Consider the following 12,515-nt stretch of genomic DNA (forward strand, 5'->3'; position numbering starts at 1 on the left):
GTATGAGCCAGGTGGTGCGGGACCCCGTGGCGCTGCCGATCGGGCCCAGGACGCGCGGCGGCACACGAAGTGACGGTGGAGCCGGGGGTGGCGACGGCCGGATCGCGGTGGGCCGCCGGCGTCAGGGGCGCACGCTGCTCACCACATCCGCCGCTCCGGAGAGGCCCTGGTGAATGTCCGGGGCGAGGCTGCTGCCGGCCAGGTAGAAGCCGAGCAGTCCGCACACCAGGGCGTGCGAGAACTTCAGCTTCCCGCTGCGCAGGAAGATGACGGTCAGGATGACCAGCAACAGGACGACCGAAATGGAAATAGCCACGGCGCGCGCACCTCCTCGACCGCCGTCCGAATGGACGGCAATGAGTGGCCAGTTTGGCGTATTGAGTGGTATGTCCGGTACGAGTCCGGGTACTCCGATCAGGTGATCACTACGGGTCACCGGCCTCTGGCGACGGGGCCGCGCACACGGATCTGTGGCGTGGATCACACCACCCTCTGCAACGGGGTCTCCGCAGCGGCCGTCTTAGCGACCGACCCACCCCCGCACCGCTGACGAAAGCCCCGCCATGAGCCAGTCCCCTCTCCCCCGCCGCCCCCGGCCCGCCCGGTCGGCGCGCGGCGCGCTCGCCCTGGTGCCGCTGCTGGGCCTCGGCGCGCTCACCGGGTGCTCAGGCGTCGCCGCTTCGGCCGACAAGGGAGACCCGGTGAAGGTGGCTCTGGGCGCGGCCGGCGGGGCGACGACGGTGCAGGCCGGCGACAGGCTCAGAGTGTCCGCCGACGGCGGGGTGCTGACCTCGGTGACGGTCGCCGACCCCCTGGGACGGAAGCTGGCCGGCGGTCTCGGGAAAGGCGGCACGGTCTGGACCTCGCACGCCCCGACCGCGCCCGCCACCAAGTACTCCGTGGTCGCCAGGACGAAGAACCCGCAGGGCGTCACCGACGAGGCCAAGGAGTCGCTGACCACGGCCGCGGCGGACCAGCTCAACAAGCCGGTGCTCGGCCCCGGCACACAGGGCGCCACCGTCGGCGTCGCCCAGCCCCTCACCGTCACCTTCGACTTCCCGGTGACCGAACGGGCGGCGGTGGAGAGGCGGCTGAAGGTCACCACCGACAACCGCACCACCGGTGCGTGGGGCTGGGTGAAGGACCACAGCGGCAAGGACCGTGTCGACTGGCGGCCGATGAAGTACTGGAAGCCGGGCACCCGGGTCACCCTGCGGGCCGGGCTGAAGGGTGTGGACTCCGGCGGCGGCCGCTACTTCGCGGCGGACCACCACCTCACCTTCACCATCGGGCCCGACCGGGCGGCCAGGGTCGATCTGGACGCGCGGCAGCTGTCGTTCGTCGAGAACGGGCGGGTCACCCGGCGCATCCCGGTTTCCGCCGGGACCCGGGACGGCGGCGCCGCACCGCCGACGGGCGTCTTCCCGCTGATGTCCAAGGAGGGCACCGTCGTCGTGCGGCCCGCGGGACCCGGCACGGGCCGTGCCCCTGCCAGGACGCTCCGCGACGCGATGCGGCTCACGGACTCCGGCACCTACGCGCACGCCACCCCGCGGGACGCGGACGCGAACGGCCCGGCGACCGACGGTTTCGGCTCTCTCGGCATGACCGATTCGGATGCTGACTGGCTGTACGGCAAGATCCGGGTGGGTGACCCGTTCGAGGTCACCGGATCGTCCGTACGAGGGAAAGCCGATGCGGCCGACGGGATCGCCGACTGGAGGGTCGACTGGTCCCGATGGCAGGAATACAGCGCCCTCTCGTCGGGCAGCTGACCACTTTCAGAGCCTAATGTGACGGAATGAGCACCGTGCCGGACCAGGATCAACTCACGGGGTGGCGACGCTTTCGGCGTCGCGTCCCCAACGGCTTCGCCATCATCTTCAGCCTGCTGGGGCTGTTCTGCGCGCTCACCGCGCTGATCGGGCCGCTGCGGCGCGGACTCCACCCGGTGATCTACTGGCTGGACACCCTGACGATCCCGGTGGCGCCGAACTTCGCGTACGCGGCGTTCCTCTTCCTGCTGGGCGCGGCGATGACGGCCCGCAAGCGGGTGGCGCTGTGGTTCGTCGTCGTCTACATGGCGCTGGTCACGCTGGCCGATGCGCTGTTCCTCGCGGCGGGCTACTGGGAGTTCGCCTTCTCCCTGCTGCTGTGCCTCGCGGCACTGGTGCTGCTGCTCGTCTCGCACCGCGAGTTCTACGCGATCACCCGGCGCGGCGCGTTCCTGCGCGCCGCCCTGGTGCTGGTCGCCGGCCTGGTGGTCGCCGTACTCATCGGCTGGGGGCTGGTGTCGCTCGCCCCGGGGTCGTTGGAGGCGGGCGGCGGCAACCGTCTGCTGTGGGCAGCCAACCGCGTCTGCGGCGGACTGGTCGGCGGCCGGCTGATCGAGGGGCATCCGCCGCACTGGATCGTCACGGTCCTCGGCCTGCTGGGTGCGCTGGCGCTGCTGAACGCCGCTGCGGCGCTGTTCCGTTCGCAGCGGATGGAGGCGGCGCTGCACGGCGACGAGGAGGCCCGGATCCGGGCGCTGCTCGCGCGCTACGGAAGTCAGGACTCGCTGGGCTACTTCGCCAGCCGCCGCGACAAGGCCGTGGTCTTCTCCCCCAGCGGCAAGGCCGCGGTGACTTACCGCGTGGAGGCCGGTGTCTGCCTGGCCAGCGGTGACCCGGTCGGCGACCGGGAGGCGTGGACGCAGGCCATCGAGGCCTGGCTCGCGGTGGCCGTGCGCTACGGCTGGCAGCCCGCCGTCATGGGCGCGAGCGAGGACGGCGCCAAGGCGTTCGCGCGCAGCGGCCTGGGTGCGCTCCAGCTCGGTGACGAGGCGATCCTGCACGTCAAGGACTTCGACCTGGACGGCCGCGAGATGCGGGTGACCCGGCAGGCCGTCAACCGCGTGGCGCGCACCGGTGCGACGTTCCGGCTGCGGCGGCATTCGGCGCTGTCCGACGAGGAGATGCAGGAGGTCATCCACCGCGCGGACGCCTGGCGGGACACCGAGACCGAGCGTGGTTTCTCGATGGCGCTGGACCGGCTGGGCGACCCGGAGGACGGGGACTGCCTGCTGGCCGAGGCGTTCGACGGGGACGGCAAGATGATCGCGCTGCTGTCGTTCGTGCCGTGGGGCCCGGACGGTATCTCGCTGGATGTGATGCGCCGGGACCGCAGTGCGCCCAACGGCGTCATGGAGTTCATGGTCGCCGAGCTGTGCGGGCACGCCGGGCAGCTCGGGGTGCGCCGGGTCTCGTTGAACTTCGCGGTCTTCCGCTCCGCGTTCGAGGAGGGCGCCCGGATCGGCGCCGGTCCGGTGCTGAAATTCTGGCGACGGCTGCTGCTGTTCTTCTCGAAGTGGTGGCAGCTGGAGGCGCTCTACCGCTCCAACGCGAAGTACAACCCCGAGTGGTATCCGCGCTTCCTGTGCTACGCGGACGCGGGCGCGCTGGCGCGTATCGGCCTGGCCTCCGGAATCGCCGAGGGCTTCGTGGCCGTACCGAGCCTGGGCAAGCTGTGGGGCAAGGGCCACAAGAAGAAGCTGCTGGCGCCGGCGAGCACGGCCGGGCTGCCGTCGCTGCACGAACTGGGCCTGGTGCAGCAGGAGCCCGCCACCGAGGAGGAGCGGCACGAGCGGGAGCTGGCCGCGCTCCCCGAGCAGGTGCGGGTGCGCCACCGCAAGCTGGAGCGGCTGCGCCAGGCCGGCACCGACCCGTATCCGGTGGGGGTCGAACGCAGCCACACCCTGGGTGAGGTCCAGGCCGAGTTCCCGGAGTTGGCGGCCGGGGCGCGCAGCGGAAAATCGGTCACCGTCGCCGGGCGGGTGCTTCTCACCCGTGACCACGGCGGTGTGCTCTTCGCGGTGCTGCGGGACTGGTCGGGCGATCTGCAGATCGCGCTGACCCGGGACGGCAGCGGCAGCGAACTGCTGGACCGCTTCGGCTCGGACATCGACCTCGGCGACCACGTCGAGGCCGAGGGCGAGGTCGGGGCGAGCGACCGCGGTGAGCTGACGGTGTTCGTGTCGCAGTGGCGGCTGACGGCCAAGTGCCTGCGCCCGCTGCCGGACAAGCGGCGGGGGCTCTCCGACCCGGAGGCCAAGGTCCGCCGGCGTTATGTGGACCTGGTGGTCTCGTCGGACGCCCGGGAGACCGTACGCGCACGCAGCGTGGCGGTGCAGGCGCTGCGCCAGGGGCTGATCGACCGGGGCTATCTGGAGGTCGAGACGCCGATGCTCCAGCAGATCCACGGCGGCGCCAACGCCCGGCCGTTCCACACCCACATCAACGCCTACGACCTCGATCTGTACCTGCGGATCGCGCCGGAGCTGTATCTCAAGCGGCTGTGCGTGGGCGGCATGGAGAAGGTCTTCGAGATGGGGCGGACGTTCCGCAACGAGGGCATCTCCTTCAAGCACAACCCCGAGTTCACGATGCTGGAGGCCTACCAGGCGTTCGCCGACTACGACGTGATGCTCGACCTGACCCGGGAGCTGATCCAGGGGGCGGCGATCGCGGCGTTCGGCAGCGCCACCGCCCGCAAGGCGGATGCGAACGGGCGGCTCGTCGAGCACGACATCTCGGGGACGTGGCCCGTCAAGACCGTCTACGGCGCGATCTCCGAGGCGCTGGGCGAAGCGGTCGACGCGGATACGGAGCCCGAGGCGCTGCGCCGGTTGTGCCATGGCGCGTCGGTGCCGGTGAAGCCGGAGATGGGCCGTGGTGACATGGTGCTGGAGATGTATGAGCGCCTGGTCGAGGAGAAGACCCAACTCCCCACGTTCTACAAGGACTTCCCGACCGATGTGTCGCCGCTGACCCGTCAGCACCGGGTCGACCCGCGGCTCGCCGAGCGCTGGGACCTGGTCGCCTTCGGCACCGAACTGGGCACCGCCTACTCCGAGTTGACGGACCCGGTGGAACAGCGCCGACGGCTCACCGCGCAGTCGCTGCTGGCGGCCGGCGGCGATGTGGAGGCGATGGAGCTGGACGAGGACTTCCTGCAGGCCCTCGAATACGCGATGCCGCCGACGGGCGGCCTGGGCATCGGCGTGGACCGGCTGGTCATGTTCCTCACCGGCCTGTCCATCCGCGAGACGCTGCCGTTCCCGCTGGTGCGGCGCTGAGACCGCGGTGGGCGGGGCGGCCCCCGCCCCGCCCACCCGGCCTGCCTACCTGCCTGGCTGCCTGGCTGCCTCAGGAGCCGATCAGCACGGCCGGGTTGGCGCAGTTCACCAGCGGCTCGCCCCGCAGATAGCGGCCGACCTCCTCGGCAACGATCCGCGCGGCCTTGTGTGCGACCTCCTGGCTGCCGCCCGCGATGTGCGGGGTGAGGACGGCGCCGGGGACGGTCAGCAGCCGGGAAGCGGCCGGCAGCGGCTCCTCGGGGAACACGTCGAAGCCCGCCCCCGAGAGCTGCCCCGACTCCAGCGCGTCGCAGGCCGCGTCGTAGTCGAGCAGGGCGCCCCGGGCGCAGTTGACGAGGACGGAGCCGCGCGGCATCGCGTCGATCTGGGCGCGGCCGATCATGCCGGTGGTCTCCTCGGTGACCCGGGCGTGCAGCGAGACGATGCGGGAGCGGGCGAGGAGTTCGCCGAGCGAGACCTGTTCGGCGATGCCGGCCAGCGCCTCGGGGCGTACGTACGGGTCGTGGACGAGGACCTGGGCGCCCATGGCCACCAGCACCTTGGCGACGCGGCTGCCGATGGCGCCGAAGCCGATCAGTCCGACGGTGGCGCCGTCGATCTCGATGCCGCAGTTGTCGTAGTCGTAGTAGTCGCCGCGCCAGGTGCCCCGGCGCAGGTCGGTGTGGGTGTCGCCGACTCCGCGGGCGGCGGCGAGCAGCAGGGTGAGGGTGTGCTCGGCGGTGGCGGTGGCGTTGCGTCCGGGGGCGTAGCAGACGGCGACGCCGTGCCGGGTGGCGGCTTCGAGGTTGACGTTGACCGGGCCGCCGCGGCTGGTGCAAAAGAGCTTCAGGTCCGGGCAGTTGGCGAGGATGTGCTCGGTCAGCGGGCCGTGTTCGGTGACGCAGATCTCGACGCCCTGGAGCGCCTCGGTCATCTCTTCCTCGGTGCCGGACGCCTCGATGACCTCGCCGACGGGCCCGAACGGGGTCTGCGGCCACGGGAATTGGTGCTCGCGTACGTCCAGCGCGGCGTCCCCGGCGGCGCTGCGCACGGCCTGCGCGAAAAGGCTCGGGCGGATGAAGTGGTTGCCGGCGGCGAGGACGGGGGTGCTCATGCGGGTTCTCCTGAAGGCGGTACGGGGCTTGGTGGGGCGGCCGGGAGTCAGTGCAGCGCGGGTGCCGGGGCCATCGCGGGGGCGTTGAGGCGCAGCAGCGCGGTGTGTCCCCCCTCGATCCGGATCTCGGTGAGCGCGCCGTTGTGCAACTGCGGGAAGACCCGGCGGTAGTCGGCGAGCGGGATGCCCAACTGGTGGCAGAGCAGGACCCGTACGAGGGTGGAGTGCGCGACGAGCAGGACCCGGCCGGCGGGCTGCTCGCGGGCGATGTCGGCCAGGCAGGCGGCGGCGCGTTCGGCGGCCCGGCGCGGGTGTTCGCCGCCGGGGAGGTGCCGCTCGACCGGGTCGTCGAGGAACTCCGCCAGCCGCTGCGGGAAGCGGCGGCCCATCTCGTCCCGGGTGAGCCCCTCGCCCTCGCCGAAGTCGACCTCGTAGAGCCGCTCGTCGACGCGCGGGGTGAGGCCGCAGGCGTCGGCGGCGGGTGCGGCGGTGAGCCGGGCGCGGGAGAGCGGGGAGCTCCAGATGGCGGTGAGCTGCGCGGTGGCGGCCCAGCGGGCGAGCGTCGCGGCCTGTTCGCGGCCGCGCTCGGTCAGCGGGACGTCGGTGCGGCCGGCATAGCGGTTCTCCGCGTGCCAGACGGTTTCGCCGTGGCGTACGAGGATGAAGTCGGTCACTGCGCTGCCCTCCTGCGGGCGTGTGCGGCCACGGCGGGGTCGAGCCAGCCGCGGCGGGTGAGTTCGTCGGTGAAGCGGAGGTAGGCGGGCGTGAGGCGGGCCGTGCGGGCCGGGTCCGGGCGGATCTCCTCCCGGATCCTGACCATGGCGGCTGCCGCCTCGCGCAGGCCTGCGCCCGAGGAGGTGGCGGCGAGGACCGCCATGCCGAGGGCGGCCTCGGCCTGTTCGGGCAGCAGGACGGGACGGCCCAGGACGTCGGCGCGCAGCCGGCACCAGTAGGCGTTGCGGGCGCCGCCGCCGGTGAGGGTGAGCGGGCCGTCGACGGGGGCGCCGAGGTGGTCGAGATAGTCGAAGCAGAGCCGTTCGAGGCAGGCGAGGCCCAGCAGGTAGGCGTGGAACTCCTCGGCGCGGGTGGGGACCCTGCCGAGGATGAAGGGTTCCGCCTCGGGGGCGCGGAAGGGGAAGCGTTCGCCGCCGGTGGAGACCAGCGGGTAGGCGACGGCGTCCAGGTCGAGGGCGGCCGCCTGGGCGGTGAGGACGTCGAGGTTCTCGCCGTGGAAGTGCTGCGAGATGACCCCGGCGCCGCTGCCGGAGGCGCCGCCCGGCAGCCAGTTCTCGCCAGGCCCGCGGTGGCAGTAGACGACGCCTGCCGGGTCGCGGACCAGGTGCGGGCTGCTGCCCTTGAGGACGAGGGTGGTGCCGAGCACCGCGTTCCAGGCACCGGGCGCCAGGGCGCCGGCGCCGATCTGGGCGGCGCAGCCGTCCGTCATCCCGGCGACGATCCGGGTGCCCTCGGGGATGCCGGTGGCGGCCGCGGCGTCGCGGCATACGGTGCCGAGCACGCTCCCGGGGCGCCGCACCTCGGGCAACATCCCTTCGGGGATGCCGAGTTCGGCCATCACCTTGCGTGGCCAGCACTCCTCGACGAGGTGGTAGCCGGTCTTGAGGGCGTGGCTGGCGTCACTGGCGACCTGCCGTCCGGCCAGCCGCCAGGTCACCAGGTCGACCTGGTGGAGGAGCCGGAGGCCGGCGGGCGGCGGCATGTCGGGGCCGGGTGCGTGGTCCAGCAGCCAGCGGAGTTTGGGCAGGGCCCAGGAGGGCTGCATGGTGCGGTAGCCCAGCTCCTGCCAGACCACGCCCCCGGCCTCGTTGACGGCGGCGGCCTGGTCGGCGGCGCGCCCGTCGTCGTACATCAGGCCCGGGGTGCGCGGGGTGCCGTGGGCGTCGGCGAGCAGGATCGTTCCGGAGGTGCCGTCGATGGCCAGCCCGCGGATCCGGCCGGCGTCGATGCCGGCGAGCGCTTCGCGGCAGGCGGCGGACAGCGCGGTCCACCATTCCTCGGGGTCCTGCTCGTGCCGGTTGCCCTCGCGGCGGCTGGTCAGCGGGCGCGAGGCGGTGGCGAGGACCTGCCCGGTGCCGTCGACGGCGGCACAGCGGGCGCTCTGGGTGCCGAGGTCGAGGCCGAGCCAGATGCCGTCGAGGCCGACGGCCGGGTCGGGGCCCGGGGTGGGGGTGTCAGACACGGGTGCCTCCGTCGGGGGTGCCGGTGCGGTGGGTGGGGACGGTGCGGTCGGCGGGGGCCGACGGCGCTTGCGGGGCATCGGCCCGGTCCGGTGCGGGCGACGGGGCCGGCCGTGGATGACCCGGTCCACGCTCCGCGGCACCGCTCCCCCGCCATACCGCGCGGCCCCGCCAGCCGTCCTCCCTGACAGCCGCCCGCCGGCCGAGGAAGTCCTCGTAGAGCGCGGCGTAGAACTGTGCGCGCTCCGGATCCGGGCTCCAACTGCGCTGCATACGGACGTACTTGGCGGCCGCCGTGTGCATGCTGCTCTCGGCGCCGGAGCGGACCAGGCCGGTCAGGAAGGCGCCCTTGGCGCCGAGTTCGGTGTCGCCGGAGCGGGCGGTGGGCACCCCGGTCGCATCGGCGATCAGAGCGCACCAGGCGTCGCTGTTCGCGCCGCCGCCGCACAGCCGCAGTTCGGTGACGTCCGTCCGGGCGGCGGCCAGTGAGTCGCGCAGCACCAGCGAGAGCCCGTCGAAGACGGCGCGCGCCATGTCGGCGCGGGTGTGTTCCAGGGACAGGCCGTGGAAGGACCCGCGGGCGCGCGGGTCGAGGAAGGGGGCCCGTTCGCCTGCCGGGGAGAGGTAGGGCAGGAACATCAGGCCGTGGGCGCCCGGTTCGGACGCGAAGGCCAGCTCGGCGAGTTCCGGCGGTCCGCTCACGCCCAGCGTCCGGGCGGCCCAGCCGAGCACCTCGGCGCCGTTGAGCGTGGGGAAGGCGCGCAGGACCCGTTCCCGGCCGCGGTAGGCGATGTTGATGCCGGACGGTTCGCCGCCGGTGTCGATCTCGGTGCGGACGATTTCGGTGCACAGGGTGGTGCCGAGGATGCTGCACGCCTGGCCGGGGTTGACGACGCCGACGCCGCGCGCGGTGGAGGCGATGTCGTAGGGGGCCATGACGACGGGCAGCCCGGCGGGCAGGCCGAGTTGGCCGGCCGCCTCACCGGTGATCTCGGCGATCCGCTCGGACTCGCCGAGGACGGTGGGCAGCAGCCGGTGGTACGCGCCGAGCCCGAACAGGTCCAGGATCCGCGGGTCGTAGTCGCCGGTGGCGTGGTCGAGGAACGGCGCCGAGGCGTCGGATTCGTCGCTGGCCCGGACGCCGGTCAGGCGCAGGAAGAGCCAGCCGGCGGCGGTGAGTGAGGTGCGGGAGCGGGCGAGGCGGTCCGGGTCGTGGTCGGCGAGCCAGCTGAAGAGGGCGTTGGGCATCCCGGCGCAGGTCAGCGAGCCGTTGCGGCGGAAGGCCGCTTCGAGGACGCCGTCGCGCTGCCAGGCGGTGATCCGGTCGCCGGCCCGGCCGTCGGACCACAGGATGGCGGGTCCGGTGGGGCGGCCGCGTTCGTCGACGAGCCAGGCGCCGTCGCCCTGGGCGGTGAAGGACACCAGCCAGACCGGGTCGGCGGTCTCGGTGAGCACCGTGCGGACGGTGTGGACGACGGCGTTCCAGACGGCGTCCATGTCCTGCTCCGCCCAGCCGGGGTGCGGGCGGAGCACTTCGGTGGCGAGCCGGGAGACCGCCCTCTCCCGGCCCTGGTCGTCATAGACGACGGATTTGATCATCGTGGTGCCGACGTCAATGGCCAGTACGGACATCGCGGGGTCCTTTCACGCCGGGGTCCGGACGGGTGCGCCCGAGGACGCCTCGTCCCCTGCCTCGCTCGCCGGGCCCGGCGAGCCCGGGAGCTTCAGGAAGAGGGCGAGCACACAACTCACCGCGTACATCCCCGCGAAGATCCAGACAACCCCTTCGACGCCGAGCGGCCCGACGAAGAGGGTGACGACGGCGGGCCCGACGAAGGTGCTGGCCCCCGCGCCCAGGTTGAGCGCCGCCAGCGCCTGCCCCTTGTGCTGCGGCTCCAGGGACGGCATGAGGGCCGATATCGGTACATATCCAGCCAGCGTAGCGCCGTAGAACGCGGCCACCACCAGGGCGAGCGGGAAATTGGCCCCTGCCGCGGTCGGGACGTAGAAGAGCAGCAGGGTGCTGACGGTGCAGCCCGCGCCGCCGAACCAGGCGATGGTGCGGCGCCAGCCGAACCGGTCGCCGACCACCCCGAACAGCAGGTTCGCGAAGATATTGGTCGCGAACATCGCGCTGAGCAGGTGCAGCCACTCGGTGAGGCCGAAGCCCACCGTCCTGGTGAAGTGGATCGGCATGATCACGAAGAAGCCGAACTGCGAGGCCGTGTTGATGACCCGTACGACCGCACCGGCGCCGACCCGGGGGTTGCGCCACAGGATCGTGACGCTGCCCAGGAGCGCGGCGGCCGGTCCCGGCCCTTCGCCGCGTGGCCGCCTGCCGCCCCGGTCGTCCCGGACGAGCAGCAGCGCGATCAGTCCGCCGGCGGCCACCAGCGCCAGCGCGGCCCACAGCGTGGCGTACGCGCCGATGTGCGGGATGAGGCCGCCGGCGACCAGCGAGCCGAGGGTGGGCAGGCCGCCGGTGAAGGCGAACCAGAACCAGCCCATGGCGGTGCCGAGGCGGGCCCGGGGCGCCACCCCCGCGATCCACACGAGGAACCCGTAGGCGAACAGCGGGTATCCCAGGCCGCGCAGACCGTAGCCGAGCATCATCAGCGGATAGCTGCTCATGGGGATGGCCAGGATGAGGAAGAGGAGCTGGAAGACGCCCCAGATGCCCAGGCCGGCCCACATGACGCGGCGCGGGCCCCACAGCTCGGACAGGACCCCGGAGAGCCAGGCGGCGACGGCGGCCGCGATCCCGTAGACGGTGAACAGCAGCGCGACCCGGGTGTCCGGGATGCCCCGGTCGCTCAGGTACGGCGAGAGATAGCCGGACTCGACCCCGTCCCCGATCATGAAGAGGAGCAGCCCGAGGTAGCCCCAGGCAAGGGTCGGCGGAATGCCGAGACGTGTGATCAGCGAACGCGGAGGAGCCTGAGGAGCATTCATCGTCGAGTCTCCCCTTTCTGCGGCGGCGGGCCAGTGGGACGGACGAGGCGATCGAACAGCTCGGCCGAAAGGCACGTCAATGGCCGCCGGAATCTTCACATCGGGCCGATGACCTGCCGTGTGGCGTCGCCTCCCGGCCTCCGCCCGGACGTCGCCTCCACCGGGCGCGGTACGTTAAGTCCGTGCGAACATCACGCGGCGAATTCACACCGTGAGCCGCTCACGGCAGACGGCGCGCGCCCTCTGCCGACCCCCTGCCGGGATCCGTACCGACACCCGAGGAGCATGCGATGGACCGGGCCGAGGCCCAGGAGGAGCGGCGCCGCCGGATGCGGGACGCCGTCATCGCCCGCGGGTTCGTGCGCACCGCCGACCTCGCCGGGGAATTCGGCATCAGCCTGATGACCGCGCACCGTGATCTGGACGCTCTCCAGTCGCAGGGCTGGCTGCGCAAGGTGCGCGGCGGCGCCACCGGCCTGCCCTCGGCGCAGTTCCACGGCAGTGTCGCCGAGCGCATGACGACGATGGCGCAGACCAAGCAGCTGCTGGCGCGGGCCGCGGCGACGCTGCTGGTGCCGGGGCAGACGGTGCTGCTCGACGACAGCACGACCTGCCTGATGCTGGCGCACCAGGCCGCCGCACACGTCCCGCTGACCGTGATCACCAACTCGCTGCCGGCGATCACCACCCTCGCCAAGGAACCCGGCATCTCGCTGATCACGCTGGGCGGCGCGTACTTCCCGGCGTACGACGCCTTCATGGGCCTGCACACCGCGGACTCGGTGCGGGCCTTTCGCGCCGATGTGCTCTTCCTGTCCACGACAGCCGTCACCAATGGCCGCTGTTACCACACCTCACCGGAAACAGTGCAGGTCAAGCGGGCAATGATGGAGAGCGCCGACCGCAGTGTGCTGGTCGCCGACCACACCAAGTTCACCAAGGACGGGCTGTACGCGCTGGCGCCGCTGACCGACTTCGACCTGCTGATCGTCGACGACGGGCTGGCGGCCGACCAGGTCCGCGCGGTGCGGGCGGCCGGCACCGAGGTGATGGTGGTCCCGGCCAAGGCGTAGCAGGAGCGCCGGGGAAGGTTCGGGCAACATCGGGAGCACGACCAGCACCGGGAGCGGTCCGCCGG

At 72.5% G+C, this 12,515-nt stretch carries 9 protein-coding genes; 3 read left to right on the forward strand and 6 right to left on the reverse strand.

Features of this window, described 5'->3' with window-relative positions:
- Positions 1 to 121: 121 nt before the first annotated feature.
- Complete coding sequence (locus ACIRQ7_RS11215) at positions 122 to 316, reverse strand: hypothetical protein (protein ID WP_401466403.1); 195 nt, start codon at positions 314 to 316, stop codon at positions 122 to 124.
- Positions 317 to 563: 247 nt separating this feature from the next.
- Between ACIRQ7_RS11215 and ACIRQ7_RS11220 the strand changes: the two genes are divergently transcribed.
- Entirely contained in the window at positions 564 to 1,775 is a 1,212-nt protein-coding gene (locus tag ACIRQ7_RS11220) for an Ig-like domain-containing protein (protein WP_404261723.1), read from the forward strand.
- Positions 1,776 to 1,801: 26 nt separating this feature from the next.
- A complete protein-coding gene (gene lysX, locus ACIRQ7_RS11225; protein ID WP_404261724.1) occupies positions 1,802 to 5,116 on the forward strand; it encodes a bifunctional lysylphosphatidylglycerol synthetase/lysine--tRNA ligase LysX in 3,315 nt (1,104 codons plus the stop codon).
- 70 nt (positions 5,117 to 5,186) lie between these two features.
- On the opposite strand, the gene ACIRQ7_RS11230 is transcribed toward lysX, so the two are convergent.
- Genes ACIRQ7_RS11230 through ACIRQ7_RS11250 form a run of 5 tightly spaced genes read right to left on the reverse strand, consistent with a single transcriptional unit; the run spans position 5,187 to position 11,377 of the window.
- Positions 5,187 to 6,230 (reverse strand): 2-hydroxyacid dehydrogenase, encoded by a 1,044-nt coding sequence (locus tag ACIRQ7_RS11230; protein WP_404261726.1) that lies wholly within the window; start codon positions 6,228 to 6,230, stop codon positions 5,187 to 5,189.
- A 47-nt stretch (positions 6,231 to 6,277) separates the two neighbouring features.
- Positions 6,278 to 6,904 (reverse strand): histidine phosphatase family protein, encoded by a 627-nt coding sequence (locus ACIRQ7_RS11235; RefSeq protein ID WP_404261727.1) that lies wholly within the window; start codon positions 6,902 to 6,904, stop codon positions 6,278 to 6,280.
- On the reverse strand, positions 6,901 to 8,505 hold the full coding sequence (locus ACIRQ7_RS11240) for an FGGY-family carbohydrate kinase (RefSeq protein ID WP_404261729.1): 1,605 nt from the start codon (positions 8,503 to 8,505) through the stop codon (positions 6,901 to 6,903). The genes ACIRQ7_RS11235 and ACIRQ7_RS11240 overlap by 4 nt, the downstream gene beginning before the upstream one ends.
- Entirely contained in the window at positions 8,420 to 10,057 is a 1,638-nt protein-coding gene (locus ACIRQ7_RS11245) for an FGGY family carbohydrate kinase (RefSeq protein WP_404261731.1), read from the reverse strand. The genes ACIRQ7_RS11240 and ACIRQ7_RS11245 overlap by 86 nt, the downstream gene beginning before the upstream one ends.
- Before the next feature lie 12 nt (positions 10,058 to 10,069).
- Positions 10,070 to 11,377 carry an MFS transporter gene (locus ACIRQ7_RS11250; protein WP_404261732.1) on the reverse strand — a complete coding sequence of 436 codons (1,308 nt, stop codon included), beginning with the start codon at positions 11,375 to 11,377 and terminating at the stop codon, positions 10,070 to 10,072.
- A gap of 290 nt (positions 11,378 to 11,667) precedes the next feature.
- Between ACIRQ7_RS11250 and ACIRQ7_RS11255 the strand changes: the two genes are divergently transcribed.
- Entirely contained in the window at positions 11,668 to 12,450 is a 783-nt protein-coding gene (locus tag ACIRQ7_RS11255; RefSeq protein ID WP_404261734.1) for a DeoR/GlpR family DNA-binding transcription regulator, read from the forward strand.
- The last annotated feature ends 65 nt before the right edge of the window (positions 12,451 to 12,515 follow it).

The sequence above is a fragment of the Streptomyces sp. NPDC101393 genome, assembly GCF_044767385.1.
GTDB lineage: Bacteria > Actinomycetota > Actinomycetes > Streptomycetales > Streptomycetaceae > Streptomyces.

What these genes read in the sequence shown, in the direction of transcription:
- ACIRQ7_RS11255 (WP_404261734.1), top strand. Translation starts at nt 11,668, where the DNA reads ATGGACCGGGCCGAGGCCCAGGAGGAGCGGCGCCGCCGGATGCGGGAC.
- ACIRQ7_RS11240 (WP_404261729.1), bottom strand. Translation starts at nt 8,505, where the DNA reads ATGCCCCGCAAGCGCCGTCGGCCCCCGCCGACCGCACCGTCCCCACCC.
- lysX (WP_404261724.1), top strand. Translation starts at nt 1,802, where the DNA reads ATGAGCACCGTGCCGGACCAGGATCAACTCACGGGGTGGCGACGCTTT.
- ACIRQ7_RS11230 (WP_404261726.1), bottom strand. Translation starts at nt 6,230, where the DNA reads ATGAGCACCCCCGTCCTCGCCGCCGGCAACCACTTCATCCGCCCGAGC.
- ACIRQ7_RS11245 (WP_404261731.1), bottom strand. Translation starts at nt 10,057, where the DNA reads ATGTCCGTACTGGCCATTGACGTCGGCACCACGATGATCAAATCCGTC.
- ACIRQ7_RS11250 (WP_404261732.1), bottom strand. Translation starts at nt 11,377, where the DNA reads ATGAATGCTCCTCAGGCTCCTCCGCGTTCGCTGATCACACGTCTCGGC.
- ACIRQ7_RS11220 (WP_404261723.1), top strand. Translation starts at nt 564, where the DNA reads ATGAGCCAGTCCCCTCTCCCCCGCCGCCCCCGGCCCGCCCGGTCGGCG.